Origin of the sequence: Methylobacterium sp. J-072, assembly GCF_022829425.1 — a bacterium.
In the GTDB taxonomy this organism is placed as follows: domain Bacteria; phylum Pseudomonadota; class Alphaproteobacteria; order Rhizobiales; family Beijerinckiaceae; genus Methylobacterium.
On sequence record NZ_JAKSYK010000180.1, the window covers coordinates 127,092 to 147,068 of the forward strand.

Annotated in this window: 23 protein-coding genes; 16 read left to right on the forward strand and 7 right to left on the reverse strand. The window is 71.1% G+C overall.

The window, feature by feature from the left end; translation table 11 throughout:
* Positions 1 to 3: 3 nt before the first annotated feature.
* Positions 4 to 381 (reverse strand): hypothetical protein, encoded by a 378-nt coding sequence (locus tag MKK67_RS21970; protein WP_243969406.1) that lies wholly within the window; start codon positions 379 to 381, stop codon positions 4 to 6.
* A gap of 161 nt (positions 382 to 542) precedes the next feature.
* On the opposite strand from MKK67_RS21970, the gene MKK67_RS21975 reads away from it, so the two are divergent.
* A complete protein-coding gene (locus MKK67_RS21975; protein WP_279601760.1) occupies positions 543 to 1,076 on the forward strand; it encodes a CAP domain-containing protein in 534 nt (177 codons plus the stop codon).
* Positions 1,077 to 1,176: 100 nt separating this feature from the next.
* Here MKK67_RS21975 and MKK67_RS21980 read toward each other — a convergent pair whose 3' ends face one another.
* A complete protein-coding gene (locus tag MKK67_RS21980) occupies positions 1,177 to 2,010 on the reverse strand; it encodes a flagellar motor protein MotB (RefSeq protein ID WP_243969410.1) in 834 nt (277 codons plus the stop codon).
* Between the two features lies 1 nt (position 2,011).
* Positions 2,012 to 2,785, reverse strand: coding sequence for a motility protein A (locus MKK67_RS21985; protein ID WP_243969412.1), 774 nt, complete (start codon positions 2,783 to 2,785; stop codon positions 2,012 to 2,014).
* A gap of 281 nt (positions 2,786 to 3,066) precedes the next feature.
* Here MKK67_RS21985 and MKK67_RS21990 point away from each other — a divergent pair, with 281 nt between their 5' ends.
* From MKK67_RS21990 to MKK67_RS22015, 6 genes are all read left to right on the forward strand, one after another.
* A complete protein-coding gene (locus tag MKK67_RS21990; RefSeq protein WP_279601761.1) occupies positions 3,067 to 4,845 on the forward strand; it encodes a glucan ABC transporter ATP-binding protein/ permease in 1,779 nt (592 codons plus the stop codon).
* A 205-nt stretch (positions 4,846 to 5,050) separates the two neighbouring features.
* Positions 5,051 to 5,767 carry a DNA polymerase III subunit epsilon gene (gene dnaQ / locus MKK67_RS21995; RefSeq protein ID WP_243969418.1) on the forward strand — a complete coding sequence of 239 codons (717 nt, stop codon included), beginning with the start codon at positions 5,051 to 5,053 and terminating at the stop codon, positions 5,765 to 5,767.
* Positions 5,768 to 5,903: 136 nt separating this feature from the next.
* Complete coding sequence (locus MKK67_RS22000; RefSeq protein ID WP_409568431.1) at positions 5,904 to 7,145, forward strand: alpha/beta hydrolase family esterase; 1,242 nt, start codon at positions 5,904 to 5,906, stop codon at positions 7,143 to 7,145.
* A gap of 86 nt (positions 7,146 to 7,231) precedes the next feature.
* Entirely contained in the window at positions 7,232 to 8,113 is an 882-nt protein-coding gene (locus MKK67_RS22005) for a TIGR01459 family HAD-type hydrolase (RefSeq protein ID WP_243969419.1), read from the forward strand.
* A 34-nt stretch (positions 8,114 to 8,147) separates the two neighbouring features.
* Entirely contained in the window at positions 8,148 to 8,972 is an 825-nt protein-coding gene (locus MKK67_RS22010) for a 2-keto-4-pentenoate hydratase (RefSeq protein WP_243969421.1), read from the forward strand.
* 239 nt (positions 8,973 to 9,211) lie between these two features.
* Positions 9,212 to 9,466, forward strand: coding sequence for a hypothetical protein (locus tag MKK67_RS22015; RefSeq protein WP_243969423.1), 255 nt, complete (start codon positions 9,212 to 9,214; stop codon positions 9,464 to 9,466).
* Positions 9,467 to 9,476: 10 nt separating this feature from the next.
* Here the strand turns inward: MKK67_RS22015 and MKK67_RS22020 are convergent, their stop codons facing one another.
* Positions 9,477 to 10,184 (reverse strand): response regulator, encoded by a 708-nt coding sequence (locus MKK67_RS22020; RefSeq protein ID WP_243969425.1) that lies wholly within the window; start codon positions 10,182 to 10,184, stop codon positions 9,477 to 9,479.
* Positions 10,181 to 10,738 carry a MarR family winged helix-turn-helix transcriptional regulator gene (locus tag MKK67_RS22025; protein ID WP_409568114.1) on the reverse strand — a complete coding sequence of 186 codons (558 nt, stop codon included), beginning with the start codon at positions 10,736 to 10,738 and terminating at the stop codon, positions 10,181 to 10,183. Before MKK67_RS22025 ends, MKK67_RS22020 begins: the two co-directional genes overlap by 4 nt.
* A gap of 189 nt (positions 10,739 to 10,927) precedes the next feature.
* Here MKK67_RS22025 and MKK67_RS22030 point away from each other — a divergent pair, with 189 nt between their 5' ends.
* The 8 genes from MKK67_RS22030 to MKK67_RS22065 all read left to right on the forward strand — a co-directional run bounded on the left by MKK67_RS22030 (position 10,928) and on the right by MKK67_RS22065 (position 17,110).
* Positions 10,928 to 12,292, forward strand: a complete 1,365-nt coding sequence (locus tag MKK67_RS22030) for an 8-oxoguanine deaminase (protein WP_243969427.1) — start codon at positions 10,928 to 10,930, stop codon at positions 12,290 to 12,292.
* 130 nt (positions 12,293 to 12,422) lie between these two features.
* Positions 12,423 to 12,680, forward strand: a complete 258-nt coding sequence (locus MKK67_RS22035) for a hypothetical protein (RefSeq protein ID WP_243969429.1) — start codon at positions 12,423 to 12,425, stop codon at positions 12,678 to 12,680.
* Between the two features lie 2 nt (positions 12,681 to 12,682).
* Positions 12,683 to 12,931, forward strand: coding sequence for a hypothetical protein (locus tag MKK67_RS22040; RefSeq protein WP_243969432.1), 249 nt, complete (start codon positions 12,683 to 12,685; stop codon positions 12,929 to 12,931).
* A 723-nt stretch (positions 12,932 to 13,654) separates the two neighbouring features.
* Positions 13,655 to 14,266: a Maf family protein gene (locus tag MKK67_RS22045; RefSeq protein ID WP_243969435.1), complete on the forward strand. Its 612-nt coding sequence runs from the start codon at positions 13,655 to 13,657 to the stop codon at positions 14,264 to 14,266.
* Between the two features lie 128 nt (positions 14,267 to 14,394).
* Entirely contained in the window at positions 14,395 to 15,345 is a 951-nt protein-coding gene (locus tag MKK67_RS22050; RefSeq protein WP_243969437.1) for a cation diffusion facilitator family transporter, read from the forward strand.
* Entirely contained in the window at positions 15,342 to 16,193 is an 852-nt protein-coding gene (locus tag MKK67_RS22055; RefSeq protein ID WP_243969441.1) for a shikimate dehydrogenase, read from the forward strand. The genes MKK67_RS22050 and MKK67_RS22055 overlap by 4 nt, the downstream gene beginning before the upstream one ends.
* A complete protein-coding gene (gene coaE / locus MKK67_RS22060; RefSeq protein WP_243969443.1) occupies positions 16,190 to 16,819 on the forward strand; it encodes a dephospho-CoA kinase in 630 nt (209 codons plus the stop codon). The genes MKK67_RS22055 and coaE overlap by 4 nt, the downstream gene beginning before the upstream one ends.
* Positions 16,820 to 16,879: 60 nt before the next feature.
* Entirely contained in the window at positions 16,880 to 17,110 is a 231-nt protein-coding gene (locus MKK67_RS22065) for a hypothetical protein (RefSeq protein ID WP_243969445.1), read from the forward strand.
* A gap of 8 nt (positions 17,111 to 17,118) precedes the next feature.
* Here the strand turns inward: MKK67_RS22065 and MKK67_RS22070 are convergent, their stop codons facing one another.
* Both MKK67_RS22070 and MKK67_RS22075 read right to left on the reverse strand, forming a co-directional pair.
* Positions 17,119 to 17,991: an alpha/beta fold hydrolase gene (locus MKK67_RS22070; RefSeq protein ID WP_243969447.1), complete on the reverse strand. Its 873-nt coding sequence runs from the start codon at positions 17,989 to 17,991 to the stop codon at positions 17,119 to 17,121.
* Positions 17,970 to 18,872 (reverse strand): YihY/virulence factor BrkB family protein, encoded by a 903-nt coding sequence (locus MKK67_RS22075; RefSeq protein ID WP_243969449.1) that lies wholly within the window; start codon positions 18,870 to 18,872, stop codon positions 17,970 to 17,972. The genes MKK67_RS22070 and MKK67_RS22075 overlap by 22 nt, the downstream gene beginning before the upstream one ends.
* Positions 18,873 to 19,055: 183 nt before the next feature.
* On the opposite strand from MKK67_RS22075, the gene MKK67_RS22080 reads away from it, so the two are divergent.
* On the forward strand, positions 19,056 to 19,946 hold the full coding sequence (locus MKK67_RS22080; RefSeq protein ID WP_243969451.1) for a DMT family transporter: 891 nt from the start codon (positions 19,056 to 19,058) through the stop codon (positions 19,944 to 19,946).
* Positions 19,947 to 19,977 lie beyond the last annotated feature (31 nt).

Below are 19,977 nucleotides of genomic sequence, written 5' to 3' on the forward strand. Positions count from 1 at the left end.
GGCTCAGCGCGCCGCGCGCCGGGGTGGCCGCAGATCGAGATGCGCGCGCGCCCCGTCGGCGGCGAGCATCACCTGCGTGCCCCTGCGCGTCAGGAGGCCCGCCCGCTCCAGCGCGGTCACGTCGTCATGCACGCGCCGGTAATTCCGGCGGAGCGAGCCGGCCAGCGCGTTGATCGATTCGGCGGGGCCTCCGGTCAGGGCCTCCAGGAGCGCGATCCGCGCCGGCGAGAAGGTCTTCAGGAAGGCCGACCAGTTCTCGAAGGTGACGATCCGCTCGGGCCGAGGCTCCTCGCCGGCCTCAGCGCGGCGCACCGCCGCGAGGAAGCGATCCCGCATATCCTCGACGGATCCGCCGATGACGTATGTCACCTCGTCGCTCATAGATGGCCTCCGCGCAGCATCCCGACCTCGGTCAGGAAGTCGTCCAGCAGCTTTTCGTAGGTGGTGAACCGGTACGGGGATTTTACCAGGGAGGCCGTTCCCAAGAGAACCGGTCGCGCAATCGCGCCGCGCCCCCTATATCGCCCGGGCGTCCGAGCCGGATGCGGAAGCGTGGATCTGGAAACGTGGGCGGACACAACCTGAGACGAGGCCTGCTCGCGGCGGCCGGCATCCCGGCGCTGGCGCTGCTCGGCGCCTGCGCCACCGACGTGCCGACCACCGCGGCACTGCCGAGCATCTACCTGCCGCTCGCCAGCCAGAATGCCCATATCGACGTCGATGCGGCCCGCGACATGATCTCGTCCTATCGTCGCAACCGCGGCGCCGGGCCGCTCACGGTCGATCCCGATCTGCAGCGTCTGGCCGAGGCGGAAGCCGCCGCCATGGCGCTGGCCGACAGGCCGAGCAAGGCGCAGACCGTGAAGGCCGCGGTCGGGCGGCTCGGCTACGCCGACGTGAACGCCAACCTGTCGGCCGGCTATCACACCCTGGCCGAGGCCTTCTCCGGCTGGCGCGAGAGCGCGCCGCACGAAGCCACGATGCTCGACCCGCGGGCGACCCGGATGGGGATCGCCACGGCCTATGCGCCGGGCTCGAAATACAAGGTCTACTGGGCGCTGCTCACCGCCAAGTAGAGGGCGGTGCCAGCAGTGAACACAGGTTCGCAGGGCTCTGCTCTGCACCCGCAAAAGGTCTCGGACCTTTTGAAACCCTGACTGTCCGCGATGGATCGCCCTACGGCAGCCCCTTCACGTTCGGCACCGGGGGGGCTTCCTTCATCAGCGTCACCGTCACCCGCCGGTTGGCCGCGAGATAGGGGTTGTCGGGGAACATCGGCTCGGTGTCGGCCTTGCCGGTGACCGAGGCGAACCGGTCGTCCTGCAGGCCGGCACCGGCCAAAATCTCCCGCACGCTGATCGCCCGGCCGGCCGACAGCTCCCAGGGCGGCGCCTGCGGGCGCTGGCCCGGGCGTTCGGTGGCGGTGAAGCCCGTGATGGCGATGCGGTTCGGCATCTGCCGCAGGGTCGGGGCGAGCTTCTCCAGCAGGCGCCGGGTGCGCTCGTTCGGGCGGGTCGACCCGTCCGGGAACATCGAGCGCCCGTCCTGGTCGACGATCGACAGGTCGAGGCCCTGTTCGGAGCGGACGATCACCACGTTCTTCGACAGTTCGGCGATGTCCGGCATGTCCTGCAGCGCCTGCCGCAGGGAGGCCGCCGCGAGGCCGAAATTGTCCGGCTCGCCGGTCTCGGTCAGGCCGAATTCGCTGCTCTGGTCGCGCCGGGGCGGCGTCGTCCGGTCGGTGGCCTTCTCGGGCGGGATGTTGCGCAGGTATTTGACGTGGTCGGCGGCCGGCAGGCCCTCGGATTCGAGGATGCCGGCGAACTTCGATTCCTTGTTCACCCCGAAGGCGTCGCGCATCGAGCCGGCGACCACCTGCATCTTCTTCTGGTCCTGCGTCGAATAGGCCGCGACCATCACGAAGAAGCTCATCAGGAGCGCCATCAGGTCGGCGAAGGTCACGAACCAGCCGTGGCCGCCATGCGCACCGCCGCGCTTCTTTCTGGCCATATCAGGCGGCCGGTTCCATCAGCGCTTCGCGATGGTTGTGCGGCAGGTAGGCGATCAGCATCTCGCGCACCAGCGTCGGGCTCTTCTGGTCGCGGACCATCAGGATGCCGTCGATGATCAGCGAGCGGGAGACGTCCTCCTCCTCCAGCTTCACGTGCAACTTGTCGGCAAGCGGCAGGGTGATCAGGTTGGCGATCACGGCGCCGTACAGGGTGGCGAGCAGGGCGGTCGCCATGGCGGGGCCGAGCTTGGACGGGTCGGACATGTTGGCGAACATCGCCACCATGCCGAGGATCGTGCCGATCATGCCCCAGGCGGGGGCGCAGTCGCCGTAGGCCCGGTAGACCTTCGAGCCCTCGTCGAGATGCATCAGGAAGTTGTCGCGGTCGCGCTCCATCGTGTCGCGGATGAAGTCCCGGTCGTAGCCGTCGGCGATGTAGCGGGCGCCCTGCGCCAGGAACGGGTCGGAGATCTCCATGTTCTCCAGCGCGATCGGGCCGGACTTGCGGACCACGTCGGCGATCTTGGTGATCTCCTCGATCAGTTCCTGCGGCTTCACCGAGCGCATCATGAACGCGAAGCGCAGGCCCATCGGCAGGCCGTGCACGATCACCGAGAACGGGAACCGGATCATCGTCGCCGCGGTGGCGCCGCCGAACACCACGACCACGGCGTGCTCCGACGCGTAGGCCCCGAAATGGCCGCCATCGAGCATGATCAGCCCGACCACGACGCCGAGGCCGGAGAGCAGGCCGAGTGCGGTTGCGAGATCCATGACTCTGGGCGCCCGATGCAAAATCGTAACAAAGCGGTCCCAGCGGTCGCTTGCGGCCGGGTTATTCACAGCGGTAGGAAATCTTGCTGAACGAACCGTAAAGGCGATGGCTTCGACCCTGTATAGGGCCGTCATCGCCCGTTCAGGCGCGGCCCGGCATAAGCCGTGTCGTGTGAGGGGTTTGGCGGCGGAATCAGCGAGATCCGCCCGCCGCCCGGACCTTAAGAGTTGGCGCGAGACCCGGACACACGGGCCGCGCCGGGGGTGGCGGAGCTGTGGTGATGGTTCGTCTGTACGGGCGGGTCCTGGGTTTCCTGAAGGCGGAACGGCGGCTGGCCATCGGTCTGGCCGCCACCAACCTCGTGCTGGCGATCGCGGCGTTCGCCGAGCCGCTGCTGATGGGCCGGATCATCGATCAGCTCACCCACCTCAAGCGTGGCGGCAACGCCATGACCACCATGCTGCCCCTGCTGGCGGCCTGGGTGGCGTTCGGCTTCTTCACCATCGCGGCGGGCGTGTTCATCGCGCTCCACGCCGACCGGCTGGCCCACCGCAACCGCCTCTCCGCGATGGCGAGCTATTTCGAGCACGTGCTCGACCTGCCCCTCGCCTTCCACTCGGCCAACCATTCCGGCCGGGTCCTGAAGGCGATGCTGGAAGGCACCAACGGCATGGCCTGGCTGTGGCTCGGCTTCTTCCGGGACCACCTCGTCGCCCTGGTCTCCCTGGTCGTGCTCCTGCCGATGACCCTGTTCATCAACTGGCAGCTCGGCTCGATCCTGGTGGTGCTGGTGCTGGCGTTCACGGCGCTCACCACCTTCGTGATGCGCCGGACCGAGACCCTCCAGGGCCAGGTCGAGGAGTTCAATTCCGGCCTCGCCGCCCACGCCTCCGACGCGCTCGGCAACGTCGCCGTGATCCAGTCCTTCACCCGCGCCAAGGCCGAGAAGGACGCGATGCGCGGCATCATCACAAACCTGCTCGCCGCGCAGATCCCGGTCCTGTCCTGGTGGGCGCTCGCCAACGTGGCGACCCGGGCCTCGGCGACCATCACCATGACGGCGATCTTCGTCACCGGCATCTGGCTGTACCAGGCCGGCACCACCACGGTCGGCGAGGTCGTGGCGTTCATGAGCCTGGCCACCGCCTTCGTGGCGCGCCTCGACCACGTGGTCGGCTTCGTCAACGGCCTGTTCCAGCAGGCGCCCAAGATCGCCGAGTTCTTCGAGATCTACGACACCGTGCCGGCGGTGGCCGACCGTCCGCATGCCCGGCAGGTCGCCCGCTTCGAGGGCGAGGTCACCTTCGACGACGTCGCCTTCTCGTATGACGGCCGGCGCAAGGCGCTGGACGGCGTGTCGTTCTCGGCCCGTCCCGGCGAGACGATCGCGCTGGTCGGCACCACCGGCTCGGGCAAGTCGACGACGCTGGGCCTCCTGCACCGCAGCTTCGATCCGGCCTCCGGCTCGATCCGGATCGACGACATCGACGTGCGCGACATCGGCCTCGCGTCCCTGCGCCACAACATCGGCGTGGTGTTCCAGGAGCCGATGCTGTTCGCCCGCTCGATCCGCGAGAACCTCCAGGTCGGCCGCCCCGACGCCACCGACGCCGAGATGCTCGACGCCCTGGAGCGGGCCCAGGCCGGCGCCTTCATGGCGCGCCAGCAGGACGGGCTCGACACGGTGATCGGCGAGCGTGGCCGGTCGCTCTCCGGCGGCGAGCGCCAGCGGCTCTCGATCGCCCGGGCGCTCCTGAAGAACCCGCCGATCCTGATCCTCGACGAGGCGACCTCGGCGCTGGACGCCGCCACCGAGCGCAAGCTCCAGGGCGCCCTGGAGGCCGTGATGGAGGGGCGCACCACCTTCGTGATCGCCCACCGGCTCGCCACGATCCGCAACGCCGACCGCATCCTGGTCTTCCACGAGGGCCGGATCGTCGAGGCCGGCACGTTCGACGCGCTGGTCGCCGAGAACGGCCGCTTCGCCGAGCTCGCCCGGGCCCAGTTCATGGCGGCCGAGGCCGACGAGAGCGAGGGGCGGCTGGCCCTGGCGGCCTGAAGCGCCGATCCAGGGGTTTCCAAAGGGCTCAGCCCTTTGGCGGGTGATCAGGGCGGAGCCCTGATGGGACAGCACCCAGGGCTCCGCCCTGGACCCGCAAAAGGTCCCGACCTTTTGAATCCATGATTCTTCAACGATCGACGCTAGAGTGTCCCGGGAGCGGTCGCCCGGGGGGCAGCCATCCCGACCATGCGAGTCACAAAAAATGCTGCGCGAGATCGTCCTCGATACCGAGACCACCGGCACGGAGGCGCGCAACGGCGACCGGCTGATCGAGATCGGCGCGGTCGAGCTGCTCAACCACATCCCCACCGGCCGGACCTTCCACCGCTACTGCAACCCGCAGCGGGCGGTCTCCGAGGGCGCGTTCAACGTCCACGGCTTGTCGGACGCGTTCCTGTCCGACAAGCCGGTCTTCGCCGAGATCGTCGGCGAGCTGCTGGCCTTCCTGGCGGACGGGCGCCTCGTCATCCACAACGCGCCGTTCGATGTCGGCTTCCTCAACATGGAATATGCCCGGCTCGGGGCGAACGCGCCGCCGCCGATCCAGCTGGACGACGTGGTCGACACCCTGCCGATGGCCAGGCGCAAGCACCCGGGCGCGGCCAACAACCTCGATGCCCTGTGCAACCGCTACGGCATCGACACCAGCCGGCGCACCAAGCACGGTGCGCTCCTCGACGCGCAGATCCTGGCCGAGGTCTATGTCGAGCTGCTGGGTGGGAAGCAGACCAGCTTGGGGCTCATGGATGCCCAGGCCGGCCCCGCGGTCCGGACCGTCGCACAGGCGGCTCCGGCGGCCCCGCGGCCCTATCGCAGCCGACTTACGGATGAGGAGCGGACCAGGCACGACAGCTTCCGGGCGAGCCTCGGCCCGGCCGCGATCTGGGCCGATTATATCGGCGCCGACGACCCGGCCTGACTGACCTTGCCGCATCGCACATCGGCCTCTATTGCATCGCACCATATGTCGACCTTCGCGCCATCCCGGCCGCGACACGGACGCTGATGTGACCAAGCGCGCACCCATCATGGATCCCTTCAGCAAGCTGAAGGATATGCAGGACGGCGCCCGCGACCGGGCTGCGCATTCGCCCTTCGCCGACATGATCGAGGCGACCCGCCTGACCAGTCTCGGTCGCCTGGACGAGGCGACCGCCCTGATCCAGCGCAGCTTCGGCTACACCACCGCGCCGCCGCCGGAGCCGGAAGCGCCGGCTCCCCAATCCCCGCCCCCCCGTGACGACGCGCCCGGGACTGTCCGACGCAAGGCCGCCGCGGAGACTCGGAACGCGTCGCGCGGCTCGATCACCGAGCCGGCGGTGCGGGTCCGCAAGGCGGTCGGCAAGGTCGTGAGCGGCCTCGCGCCGATGCTGAAAGGTCTGAGCCGCCCGCGCCGCGCCCCCGCCAAGCCGTCGGCGCCCCGAGAGCCCGTCCGCGAGAGCCGCTTCGTCGCCCTCAGCCATACCGAACCGGCCGGCAGCCGCGACTACAAGCTGTTCATCCCGGGGAATCCGGCGGAGCCGGCGCCGCTGATCGTGATGCTGCACGGCTGCATGCAGAACCCGGACGATTTCGCCGCCGGCACCGGCATGAACGTCCTGGCCGAGCGCGAGGGCTTCTTCGTCGTCTATCCGGGCCAGAGCCGGCAGGCCCATGTCCAGCGCTGCTGGAACTGGTACGAGCCGCGCGACCAGCGCCGGGAATCCGGCGAGGCCGCGATCATCGCGGGGCTCACCCGGGCCGTGATGGCGGACCACCCGATCGACCCGGCCCGGGTCTACATCGCCGGCATGTCGGCGGGGGGCGCGGCCGCCCTAAACATCGCCCGGGCCTATCCCGACCTCTACGCCGCGGTGGGCGTGCATTCCGGCCTCGCCGCCGGTTGCGCCCGCGATATCGGCTCGGCCCTGATGGCCATGCAGGTCGGCGCGCCGGGGCTCGGCACCGCACCCTCGTTCGGCGCCTCCCCGACCGGGCAGCGCATCCCCACCATCGTGTTCCACGGCGAGGATGACGGCACCGTCAGCGTGCGCAACGCCGACCAGGTGCTGGCCCAGGCCAACGTCGCCGGCCTGACCCCCGGATCCGAGACCTTCGAGGGCCGCGGCCATCCCTTCACCCGCACCCGCTACCGGGACGAGACCGGCCGGGTCGTGGTCGAGGATTGGCGGGTCCGCGGCGCCGGCCACGCCTGGTCGGGCGGCCGCCCCGAGGGCAGCTACACCGATGCCGACGGCCCGGACGCCTCCCGGGCGATGCTCGACTTCTTCGCCGAGCATCGGCTCGGGCCGCGGTAAACTCTGGCTCGCCCGGAGGCTTGCAGGGCGCTGCCCTGCACCCGCAAAAGGTCCCGGACCTTTTGAAACCGTGACCGGACCCATCCATGACCGCACCGATCCCGACCCTCGACGGCCTCGCGCAGGTGGCGGAGCGCTACGACCTGCTCCTCTGCGACGTCTGGGGCGTGCTGCATGACGGCCAGAAGGCCCATGTCCCGGCCGGCGAGGCGCTGATCCGGTTCCGCGGCCTGCCGGGCGCGCGGCCGCGCCGGGTGGTCCTGGTCTCGAACGCGCCGCGTCCCGGGGACGGCGTCGGCCGCATCCTCGACCGGTTCGGGGTGCCGCGCGAAGCCTACGACGCGATCCTGACTTCGGGCGACCTCACCCGGGAGCTGATCGCCGAGCGCCCGGGCGCCCGGATCCGGCATCTCGGGCCCGAGCGCGACCTCGGCATCTTCAAGGACCTCGACCTCAGCCTCGTCCCGGAGGAGGAGGCCGACCTCGTCGTCTGCACCGGCCTGTTCGACGACCGCAGCGAGACCGCGGACGATTATCGCGCCGAACTCATGCGCCTGGCGGCCCGGGGGCTCACGATGATCTGCGCCAATCCCGACCTCGTGGTCGAGAGCGGCAACCGGCTGATCCCCTGCGCCGGCCTGCTCGCGGCGGCCTATGCCGAGCTCGGCGGCACCGTGATCTATGCCGGCAAGCCGCACCGCCCGGTCTACGAGGCGGCTTTGGCCAAGGGGGCCGAGCTCACGGGCGCGCCGGTGGATCCGGCCCGGGTGATGGCGATCGGCGACGCGATCCGCACCGACATCGCCGGCGCCCGCGGCTTCGGCATCGCCAGCCTGCTGGTGGCGCGCGGCATCCACGCGGAGGAACTCGGCGTCTCGGCCGAGCATCACCGCCTCGGCGACGTCGCCGAATGGCTCGGCCGCCAGGTGGTGCATCCGGACGCGGTGATCGAGCGGCTGGTCTGGTAGAGCCTCGTTCCCGGCCGCCATGCTACAACCGGGAATGGCCGATCCCGTCCCCGCCGCCACCCATGCCCGCACCATCCTGGCGGCCCATGAGCATCGCCGCCAGATCGCGCCCCTGAGCGGCTGGGATGCTGGCCTGGATCTGGCCGCCGCCTACCTTGTGGCCGCGGAGGTCCGGCGCCTGCGGGTGGCGCGGGGCGAGCGGCCGGTTGGCCGCAAGATCGGCTTCACCAATACGACGCTCTGGGATGCCTACAACGTCCACGCGCCGATCTGGGGCCCTGTCTACGACACGACCTTGCATGACCGCGCCGCCCTGACCGGCCCGGTCCCGCTCGCCGCCCTGGTCGAGCCGCGGATCGAGCCGGAGATCGTGTTCGGGCTGGCCCGGGCGCCCGAGCCCGGCATGGACGACGCGGCCCTGCTCGGCTGCCTCGCCTGGGTGGCGCAGGGGTTCGAGCTCGTGCAGTCGCTGTTTCCCGGCTGGCGCTTCGCCGCTCCCGACACGGTGGCGGCCTTCGGGCTGCACGGCCTGCTGGTGCTCGGCGAGCGGGTGCCGATCGCCGCGGATTCGGCGCAGGCCTGGATCGACGCCCTCGCGGGATTCTCCGTCGACCTGCTGCGGGACGGCGCAGTCGCCGACCGGGGCAGCGCCCGCAACGTGCTCGGTGGCGGCCCTCTTGCGGCCCTCCGGCACCTCGTTGATGTGTTGGCTAACGACCCGTTAAGCCCGCCGCTCGCAGCCGGCGAAATTGTCACCACCGGGACGCTCACCGACGCCCTGCCGGTGGCGTCCGGGCAGGTCTGGAGCACGCGGCTCTCCGGGCTGTCGCTGCCCGGCCTCGACCTCGCCCTGGCCTGACGCGATCGGACGCCTCTGCGTCGGCCCGCAAAAAGCCCCTCGCTCGCGCGTTTCCGGCCCAAAGCCGCCGGGCATCCGTGCGAAATCCCTCGCGGGGGGCGCCGGATGGGGTAAGGCGAGACGGGGCGGCTGCGCGCGGCACGCGATTCGCCCTGTGCCGCCCATCATCGCCCGCGTCTCGGCCCGGCCGCGACACGGGGGCGTTGGTGATGATTAGCCGACATGCCACATGCTGAGACATGCCCGGACGCGCGCGGAGCCGCTACACGACCTACCTGGTGTCCGTGACCGCGGAGCGGTCCGGCGGCCGCGGCCGCTCGGGTCGCAAACCCGCCCCCCTGGTCTACGCGGTGATGAAGCCGAACGCCGAGGCCGCGATGGCGGCGGTCAGGTCGCTGGCCGAGGAGCCGGTCGCGGTCGCCATCGTGGGCAGCCTGTCCACCCGGGTGTCCAAGGGCCTGAAGCTGAAGCCGGGCGAGCCGCGGGTAGTGTGACGAGCCGGGCTCAATCCACCGCGAGCCGGTAGCCGACGCCCCGCACCGTCTGCAGGAAGACCGGGTTGGCGGGATCGACCTCGGTCTTGCGGCGCAGGCGGTTGATCTGCACGTCGACGGTGCGCTCCGCGGCGAGGCCTCCGAGCCCGGCGAGCTGCTCGCGCTCGACATTGGCGCCCCCGGCCGCGGCCAGGATCGTCAGGATCTCGCGCTCGCGGTCGGTGATGCGGATCAGCGCGTCGTCCCGGCGCAACTCGCCCCGGTCGATGCGGAACGCGAACGGCCCGAAGGTCACGGTCTCGGCCGCCGCCTCGCGCGGGCTGACGCTGCGCTTGATGATGTTGCTGAGCCGCAGGGTCAGCTCTCGGGGCTCGAACGGCTTGGGCAGGTAATCGTCGGCGCCGATCTCCAGGCCCATCACCCGGTCGTTGGGGTTGGAGCGGGCGGTGAGCATCAGGATCGGCACCCGGGAGGTCTCGCGGACGCTGCGGGCGTAATCGAAGCCGTTCTCGCCGGGCATCATCACGTCGAGCACCATCGCGTCGAACACGACGCTCTGGGCCCGGGCCCGGGCCTCGGCGGCGCTCGCCGCCACGGTCACGCGAAACCCCTGGTCGGTCAGGTAGCGGGCGAGCAGCTCGCGCAGGCGGCGGTCGTCGTCGACCACCAGGACATGCGGCGCCGCGTCGGGCAGTTCGGCCCGGGGGGCGGTGGTCACGCGCCGCCACCCGCGCCGGACCCGCGCCGGGCCATCAGGCGCCGGACCGCGGGCCGGTCCTCCGGCTCGATCATCGCCATCAAGAAGTCCTCCGGGGAACCCAGCGCGTCCGGCGCGGCGAGGGCCCGGGCGAGGCGGCGGGCCTGGACCCGGGTGAGGTCGGCGGCCAGCTCGGCACCGGATGGCGTGCAGTACAGCAGGCGCTGGCGCCGGTCGCTCGGGCCGGTCTTCTGCGTGACGTAGCCCTGCCCGATCAGGTCCTTCAACACCCGGTTGAGGCTCTGCTTGGTGATCCGCAGGATGTCGAGCAGCTCCGCGATGGTCAGTCCCGGGTAGCGATCGACGAAGTGCAGCACCCGGTGATGCGCCCGGCCGAAGCCGTAGGCCGCCAGGATCCGGTCCGGATCGCCGACGAAGTCGCGATAGGCGAAGAACAGCAGCTCGATCAGGTCGTCGCTGCCCAGCGCCTGCGCCGGGTCCGCCGCGCGGGACGCAGGTGCGGGACCGGAGAGCCCGGATGCGACGGTGCCGTCGCGCTGTACCGATGAGGTCACGGGGGGCAGACCGTCACGTGGGGACCGTCCGGGTGGCAAGAAGGTCAGTCCCTCTGACATGTCTCAGCGCCGCCCGGGAGCGTCAAGCCCGGCGGCCTCCACCTGCGAGACACGGATCGGGGACTTGCCGGCCGCCGCTCCGGGTCCGATACCGGTCCGGGCCGGATTCGAGGGCCCGAGGGGAACAGCATGAGCGACGCCGACGCACGGGCCCGCCGCCTCTGGATCCGCGATCCGCTGGCCATCCTCGCCGAGGGGGCCGGGGGCGGCATCGTGGTGGAAGGCAGCCGGATCGTCGAGCGCGTCGCCGCGGGCGCCCGGCCGGCCGGCCCGGTGGACGAGACCTTCGACGCCGCGCGCCACGTGGTCATCCCGGGCCTCGTCAACACCCACCACCACGCCTTCCAGACCCTGACCCGCGCCCACCCGATCGCGATCAACAAGCCGTTGTTTCCCTGGCTGAAGGCGCTCTACACGGTCTGGGGCCGGATCACCCCGGAGGCGTTCCGGCTCGCCACCCGGGTGGCCTATACCGAGCTGCTGCTCTCCGGCTGCACCACGGCGGGGGACCACCATTACCTGTTCCCGAAGGGGCTGGAGCAGTCGGTCGACATCCAGGTCGAGGAGGCCAAAAGCCTCGGGATCCGCGCCGCCATCACCCGCGGCTCGATGAGCCTGTCCGACCGGGAGGGCGGCCTGCCCCCCGAGACGCTGACGCAGGACGACGACACGATTCTTTCGGATTGCGAGCGGGTGCTGAACCTGTTCCACGATCCGGCCCCCGGGGCGATGGTCCAGGTCGGGCTGGCGCCCTGCTCGCCCTTCGCGGTGACGAAGCGGCTGATGCGCGAGAGCGCGGACCTCGCCGCCCGGCACGGCTGTCGCCTGCACACCCATCTCGGCGAGACCCTGGACGAGGACCAGTTCTGCCTGTCGATGTTCGGCTGCCGCCCGGTGGATTACCTGGAGGAGGTCGGCTGGATGAGCGACCGGGTCTGGCTCGCCCACGGCATCCATTTCAACGATGCCGAGGTCGCCCGGCTCGGCAAGGCCGGGGTCGGCGTGTGCCATTGCCCGACCTCGAACATGACCCTGGCGTCGGGCCATTGCCGCACCTGCGAACTGGAGGCGGCGGGCTCGCCGGTGGGCCTCGGCGTCGACGGCTCGGCCTCGAACGACAGCTCGAACCTGATGGAGGGCGTCCGCCACGCGCTGATGCTGAACCGGCTTACCTACGGGGCGGAGACCGTGACCCATCTCGACGCCTTGCGCTGGGCCACCGAGGGCTCGGCCGCCTGCCTCGGCCGCGCCGATATCGGCCGGATCGAGCCGGGCCGCGAGGCCGATCTCGCGCTGTTCACCCTGGACGAATTGCGCTTCTCCGGCGCCCACGATCCGCTCGCCGCCCTGGTCCTGTGCGGCGCGACCCGGGCCGACCGGGTGATGGTGGCCGGGCACTGGCGGGTGATCGACGGCCAGCCGCTGGGTGTCGATGCAGTTCGCCTGCGGGAAGACCATTCGCGGCTGGCGAAGGAGCTGTTCGGGGTGGGGTGAGGCTCGAATGGTCTGGAACCTAGTCCTTTCAAGGTGTTTGGCACAGCGATTCGGGCGCGACGCGACGCGTTCTCCTCCCCCTTGCGTTTGGGGGCTGCACAGGTTTTGCTCCGCTTTCCGCGTCGGGACGTTGTCGGTTTTTCCGACAGGCGCGGAGGGGCGGATGGACGGGTTCGGCGGTGGGAACGTGCTGACGCCGGTGCGTAGCGCGTGGCTGTTCGAGCGGATCGTTGAGACCGGCAGCGTGGTGCTGAGTTGCGTAGGCGGCGACCATGCTGAGACGGCGGCAGCACACCGCTCCCTCGGCTCGCCGCAGAGCGACGTGCCGACGATCCTGGCGACGTTGCGCCCCGGGCGGTGGAGGCGTGCCGGGGCCGGTGCGTGGTAGCGGTGCAGGCTACCAGCGCGCTGAGCTTTGCCGGAGCGTCCGGCCGGTCTGGTCTGGGCTCGGGCGGGAACGGCGTACAGCCGGGCTTCTTCGTGCATCCGGTGGTGGCGGTGGACGCCGCCGATGAAGCAGTCCTGGGCCTGCTCGACGAGCAGATCTGGAGCCGGGCGCCGGACAAGGTGTCGGTGCGGCCGGCCGAGGAGAAGGAGAGCCTGCGCTGGCGGATCGGCCCTTCGACAGGCTCAGGATGAGGGGTCTTCCGGGGCTTGAAGGGCGAGGGCCTGCGGCTGGAGGAGACGCAGGTGCGGGTGCTCGAGACGCTGTTCCGGCTGGCGGCTCTGGCGCTCGGGGCGGCGGTGCGGATCCTTCAGCTGGTCGATGCCCGCGACGGCGGGCGGCGGCCGATGCAGGACGGGCTCGACGCAAAGACCCGGCCGGTGGTGGAGGCCTTGGGGCGCAGTTGCGAGCGGGGCACGGCGCGCCAGCGCAATCCCCACTGGGGCCGGCACCTTGGCCTGGCTGTCCTGGATCGTCGCCCGCTACGGCGGCTGGAACTGCTACGGCAAGCCCCCAGGCCCCAAGATCATGGCCTGCGGCTGGGAACGCTTCGCCGCAACCCCCGCAGGGGCCCTCATCGCACAGACCGAACTCGAACCTCGAACCCGTGTAGCCCGTAGCCCGTGTGGGGTAGGGGAAAAGCGCCCAGTTTTCAAAGCGTTGGCATCAAGTGGAGACGTGTGAAGCCGCTTAGCAAAACGTCCCGATCGCGACCCGATCAAACACCTTGAAAGGGGTGGGCTCGGCCCTTTGGAAACCCGGGGCCGCGTTGACCTTCTCCTAACCCGCGCCTGCCATCCTTCGATCTGGGAGCCAGGTTGCGTATCGGCTCCGCGACAGCCCCGCCGACCGGTTCATCCCGGCGGCGGGGCTCGTCGCAGCCTTGCTTCGCAGGCGCGATCCGTGACACTGGCGCGATGCCCCGCTCGCCCTGGCTCCGTCCGGATCCGCTCCTCCTCGCCTCCACCAGCCCGACCCGGCGCCTCCTGCTGGAGAGCGCGGCGCTTCCGGTGGAGACCGCGTCCCCCGATATCGACGAGCGCGCCCTGGAGGCATCGAGCCAGGGGCTGTCGCCGCCCGAACTCGCCCTGCGCCTCGCCCAGGCCAAGGCCGACGCGGTGGCCTCCCGCCATCCGGAGCGCGTCGTCCTCGGCGCCGACCAGGTGCTCGAGCTCGACGGCACAATCTTCCATAAGCCCCGGGATTCGGACGAAGCGCGAGCCCAGCTCGCCCGCCTCGCCGGTCGCACCCACGCCCTGCATTCCGCGGTGGCGCTGGCAGGCGCCGTCAGCGACGCCTTCGTGGAGACCGCCCGGCTGACGATCCGCCCCCTCGATGCCCGGGCGATCGCCGCCTATGTGGAGTGCGCCGGCGCTGACAGGGTCCGCGCCAGCGTCGGCGGCTACCAGTTGGAAGGGCCGGGCATCCACCTGTTCGAATCGGTCGCCGGTGACCACAGCACGGTGCTGGGCCTGCCATTGCTGCCGCTGCTCGCGCGCTTTCGCGACGCCGGCTACCTGGACTTCTAGCCAGGGTTTCCAAAGGGCTCAGCCCTTTGGCGGGGTTCCGGGGCGGAGCCCGGAGGCTTGCAGGGCTCCGCCCTGCACCCGCAAAAGGTCACGGACCTTTTGAAACCACGATCGAACGGAGCACCATCTTGGCCGGGCACGATCATTCCCACGGATCCCATTCCCATGGGGGGCACGGCGGCCATGGCGGCCACGCCCACGCGCCGAAGAATTTCGGGCCGGCCTTCGCGATCGGCATCCTGCTCAACACCGGCTTCGTGGTGGTCGAGGCGGCCTACGGCTACCTCAGCAACTCCATGTCGCTGGTGGCCGATGCCGGCCACAACCTCTCCGACGTGCTGGGCCTGGCCGCCGCCTGGATCGCCGCCATCCTGGTGCGTCGCCGGGCCAGCGCCCGCTTCACCTATGGCTATCGCGGCTCGTCGATCCTGGCGGCCCTGTTCAACGCCGTGTTCCTGCTGATCGCCATGGGCGCGGTGATCTGGGAGGCCCTGGTCCGGCTGGTCCATCCGGAGCCGGTGGCCGGGACGATCGTGATGGTGGTCGCCGCCATCGGGATCCTGGTCAACGGCGTCACCGCCTGGCTGTTCGCCAGCGGCGCCAAGGGCGACATCAACATCCGCGGCGCCTTCCTGCACATGGTCGCCGATGCCGCGGTTTCGGCGGGCGTCGTGATCGCCGGCCTGGTGATCCAGCTCACCGGGCTCGCCTGGATCGACCCCGCGGTCAGCCTCGCCATCGCGGGCCTCGTGGTCTGGGCGACCTGGGGGCTCCTGCGCGACAGCGTGGCGATGTCGCTGGACGCGGTGCCCCCTGAGATCTCGCCGGAGGCGGTGACCGGCTTCCTGCGCGGTCGGCCCGGGGTGATCGATCTCCACGACCTGCATATCTGGCCGATGAGCACCACCAGCGTCGCCCTCACGGTCCATCTGGTGATCGCCGAGGACCATCCGGGCAACGGCTTTCTGGCGGAGACCGCCGAGGGTCTGCGCACCCGCTTCGGCATCGGCCACGCGACCCTGCAGATCGAGGCGGCCGGCGGCCCGGCCTGCCGCCTCGCCGAGGCTTGCGCCGCGTGAGCGCGGCTCCGATCCCCCGGGCCTTCGTGGTCGGCCACCCGATCGCACATTCGCGCTCGCCGCTGATCCACGGCTACTGGCTGAGCCAGCACGGCATCCCGGGCTCCTACGAGCGCCTGGACGTCGACCCGGCGGCGTTCCCCGACTTCCTCCGGGCGCTGCCGGAATCCGGCTTCCGGGGCGGCAACGTCACGATCCCCCACAAGGAGGCGGCCTTCGCGCTGGCCGACATCCTGACGCCGCGAGCGGAAAAGATCGGCGCGGTGAACACCCTGGTGGTCGAGCCCGACGGCCGGGTCCGCGGCGACAACACCGACGCGCCGGGCTTCTGCGCCCATCTCGACCACAGCCTCGGGGCTGGCTGGCCGGAGCGGGCCGGCGGCACCGCCGTGGTGCTGGGTGCGGGCGGTGCGGCCCGGGCGATCGTCGTCGGGCTGGCCGAAAACGGCCTGCGCCGGATCCTGATCGCCAACCGCACCCGCGCCCGGGCCGAAACCCTGGCGGCCCTGGCCCCGGGGATCGGCGCGGCGCTCGCCTGGGACGACCTGCCCGATGCGCTCGCCGGGGCGGGGCTCGTGGTCAACACCACCTCGCTCGGCATGAAGGGCCAGCCGCCCCTCGATATCGACCTCACTCCGCTGCCGGCGACCGCCGCGGTGGCCGACATCGTCTACGCGCCTTTGGAGACCGACCTGCTCGCGGCGGCGCGCCGCCGGGGGCTCGCGGCGGTGGATGGTCTCGGCATGCTGCTGCACCAGGCGGTGCCGGGTTTCGAGGCATGGTTCGGCCTGCGCCCCGCCGTCACCCCGGGCCTGCGGGACCGGATCGTGGCGGATCTCGCCGGATGACCAAGGGCCGCCCCGTCATCCTCGGCCTGACCGGCTCGATCGGCATGGGCAAGTCGGCCACCGCCAAGATGTTTTCGGCGCTCGGCGTTCCGGTCCACGATGCAGACGCCGCCGTCCACGCCCTCTACGGTCCGGGCGGCGAGGCCGCGGCGGCGATCGGGGCGGCGTTTCCAGGCGTGCTCGATCCGCAGGGCGGCGTCGACCGCACCCGCCTGCGCGAGGCAGTGCTCGGCAAAGCTGATCGGATGGCGGCGCTCGAAGCCATCGTCCACCCGTTGGTTCGGGCGGCCAGCACGGCGTTCCTGGCCCGGCACGCGGATGCGCCCCTGGTCGTCCTCGACATCCCGCTCCTCTACGAGACCGGGGGCGAGAGCCGCTGCGACGCGGTCGCGGTGGTCAGCGCGCCCCCCGAGGTGCAGCGCGCCCGGGTGCTGGCCCGTCCCGGCATGACCGAAGAGGCCTTCGCGGCGATCCTCGCCAAGCAGATGCCGGATGCCGAGAAGCGGGCGCGAGCGGACTTCGTGATCGACACGAGCCGAGGCTTTCCGGCGGCCGAGGCCGAGGTGGCGCGGATCGTGGCTGCGTTGACGGAGCGTGGTGCGCCGGAACACCCCGCCGCTGGGTGACGCAGCCGCGGTACGGCATATCTCCCGGGTACCGATCCGGCTGCGGGATGGACGACGACGATGCGGTGTCTCGAAGGGATCAGCCGGGCCTCGGCAGGCCGCACCCTCATGGCCAAGGCCCTGATCGCCCTGCTGATCCTGCCACTGCTCGCGGCCATCCCGGCCCAGGCGCAAGTTGCCGGCACCTGCCCGCCCCCGAAAAAGTTCGCGGCCGGCGCCTGCGTCACCGCCTGTCCGGGCGGGTACGAGGATCGCGGGCGCGAGTGCGTCTACCGCAACCAGTCCCGCTGACGATCATTTCAAACCCACCCGATCCGCCCGAAAAACCCCGCGATCTCGGCCGCGGCCCGGTCGGGATCCTCCCGGTGGGGGAAGTGGCCGACGCCCGGGAACGAGGCCAAGTCGAGGTCCGAAAACGTCTCGCCCAGGCGGTCGGTCCAGGCATAGGGGAAGATCGGGTCGTGCTCGGCCCAGCGCACGCAGGTCGGCACCGTGATCGGCGGCAGGGGCGGGGCCTTGCCCTTGAGCATCGCGATCCGGCCGGCATGGGCCGCCCGGTAATGCGCGAACCCGCCCGCGAGGTTGCCGGGCTTCATGTAGGCGTCCGCGAAGGCGTCCAGAACGGGATCGAACGCATCCTTGCGGTACGACCAGTGCCGCAGGAAGTGGCCGATATAGGCGGCGCAGCTTGCCCGGCTGGCGCCCACCAGCGTCACCGCCAGGTCCATCTGGTTGAAGGACTGGTACCAGATCTCGCTGAGCCGGTCCGGGGCGCCGAGGCGGGGGCCGATCCCGGGATAGACGAAGTCGAACAGGAACAGGCCGGCGCACCGCTCCGGATGAGCCCGGGCCAGCGCCTGGATCACCGCGCCGCCGACATCGTGGCCGACGATGCCGGCGCGGTCGATGCCGAGCGCATCGAGCAGCGCCACCATGTCGGCCGCCTGCTCCTGCGGTCCGAAGGCGCCCTCGGGCTTGTCGCTGTCGCCGAAGCCGCGCAGGTCCGGGGCGATCAGGGTGTGGCGGGCGGACAGCCGCTCCATCACCGGCTCCCAGGTCAGCCAGAATTCCGGCCAGCCGTGAAGCAGCAGCAGCGGCGAGCCCGTGCCGCAGCGCGCGACGTGCAAGTCCGCGCCGTTCACGCGGATCGTCAGGTGCTCGATGCCGTCCATCGTCCCTCCATCTCGGCCCGCCGGGCCAGCATCTTCGCCTGCAGCCGGCTGCGGCGGGCGGCGATCACCGTGCCGTTGATCTCGCCGCCGAACAGGAACATGGCGGCGAGCCAGTACAGGAACACCAGGAACACCATCGCGGTGGCCAAGCCCCCGTAGGTGGACGCGTAGGCGTTCGAGAACCGGTCGAGATAATAGCCGAAGCCGAGGCCGGCGAAGAACCACAGGACCAGCGTCACCCCGATCCCCGGCAGCACCGACAGGATCGAGCGCCGGCCGGCCGCGACGAACTTGTGGGCGATGATCAGCACCACCGCCAGCAGCAGGGCGGTGACGCCGATCCGCCCGATCGCCACCGTGAGGCTCAGGGGCTCCAGCCCCGGCGCCACCAGCACGACGTTGCGCCAGATCAGCGGGCCCAGCACCACGAGCAGCGCGAAGGCCAGCATCGCGAAGGCGCCGCAGATCACGTAGCCGATCGATTCGAGCCGGGTCAGCCACCAGGGCCGGCTCTCCCGCAGCCCGTAGGCCCGGTTCAATCCGACCCGCAGGCTCTCGACGCCTGAGGACGAGAAATACAGGGCGAACAGGGCGCCGAGCGTCAGCACGCCGCTGCGCTGCTCGGTGAGCACCCGGTGGACCTCGCCGACGATCGGCTTGGCGATCTCCCGGGGCCAGGCGTCGAAGATCAGCACCCCGGCCTCGTCGGCGAGCGACTGCGTGCCGAACAGGCCGGCCAAGGCCGCCAGCAAAATCAGGAACGGGAACAGGGAGGTCAGGGTCGAGAGCGCGATGTGGCTGGCGATCGCCCAGCCGTCATGGGCGACGAAGCGCTGCGCCGCGAGGCCCGCGACCTGGAATCCGCTGCGGAGAGATTTCACGGGTGTCCAACGATCCTCGTGCCGGCCCGCCGATGAAGGGCGCCCGGGCCGGCCCGTCAACGCCGCCGAGCCGGTCCGGTCCCGTTCGCTGGCCGGTGAAGCGCCGCGGCCACGCCGACCGGACCCCCGCGCCGACCAGATCGCTGTTGCGACTCGCCGAGCCGACGCGCTCTAGATACGGCCATGCTTACGCCCGCACCACGTCCGTCGCTTGCCGCCAGCGCCCTGCCGGTCCTGTTCGTCCCGATCTGGGCGACCGGCTTCATCTCCGCCCGGGCCGTGATCCCGCACGCCGATCCGCTGGGCTTCACGGCGGTCCGGTTCACCGGCGTCGCCCTGCTGCTGGCGCTGATCGCGGCGGCCTCCCGGGTGCGCTGGCCCGGGACCCAGGCGGGCTGGCGCGACCCCATGGTGGCGGGCTTCCTGATGCAGGGGGTCTACCTGTCGGGGGTGTTCTGGGCAGTGAGCCGGGGGCTGCCGGCCGGGATCGCCGCCCTGGTCGGCAGCCTGCAACCCCTGCTGACGGCGCTCCTGGCGGGGCCGCTGCTCGGCGAGCGCGTCAGCGGCCGGCGGGCGCTGGGCATCCTGCTGGGCTTCGCGGGCGCCGGCCTGGTCCTCGCCCCGAAGCTCGGCGCCGCCGACCCGTCCGGGATCCCGCCGGTGGCCCTGGCGGTCAGCCTCGTGGCGGTGCTGGCGCTGACGCTAGGCACCCTCTGGCAGAAGCGCACCGGCGGCGGCGGCGACCTCCTGGCCAACGCGACGCTGCAATTCGTGGGTGGGATGGCCTGCGCGATCCCGCTGGCGCTGGCCTTCGGCCATGCGACGATCGACCCGGTGGCGCCCCTGTGGCTCGGGCTCGCCTGGGCGATCCTGGTCAACTCGGTGGCCGGAATCCTGCTGCTGCTGGCGCTGATCCGGCGCGGCGCGGTGGCGGGCGTCGCCGCCCTGTTCTTCCTGGTGCCGCCGGTCGCCGCGGTGCTGGGCTACGTGTTGTTCGGCGAGGTGCTGACCCTCGTGCAGGTCGCCGGGATGGCGGTGGCGGCGCTCGGCGTGGCGGTGGCGAGCCGGGCCTGATCCCGGAACCTTGGCGCCGCAGCCAGGGAAC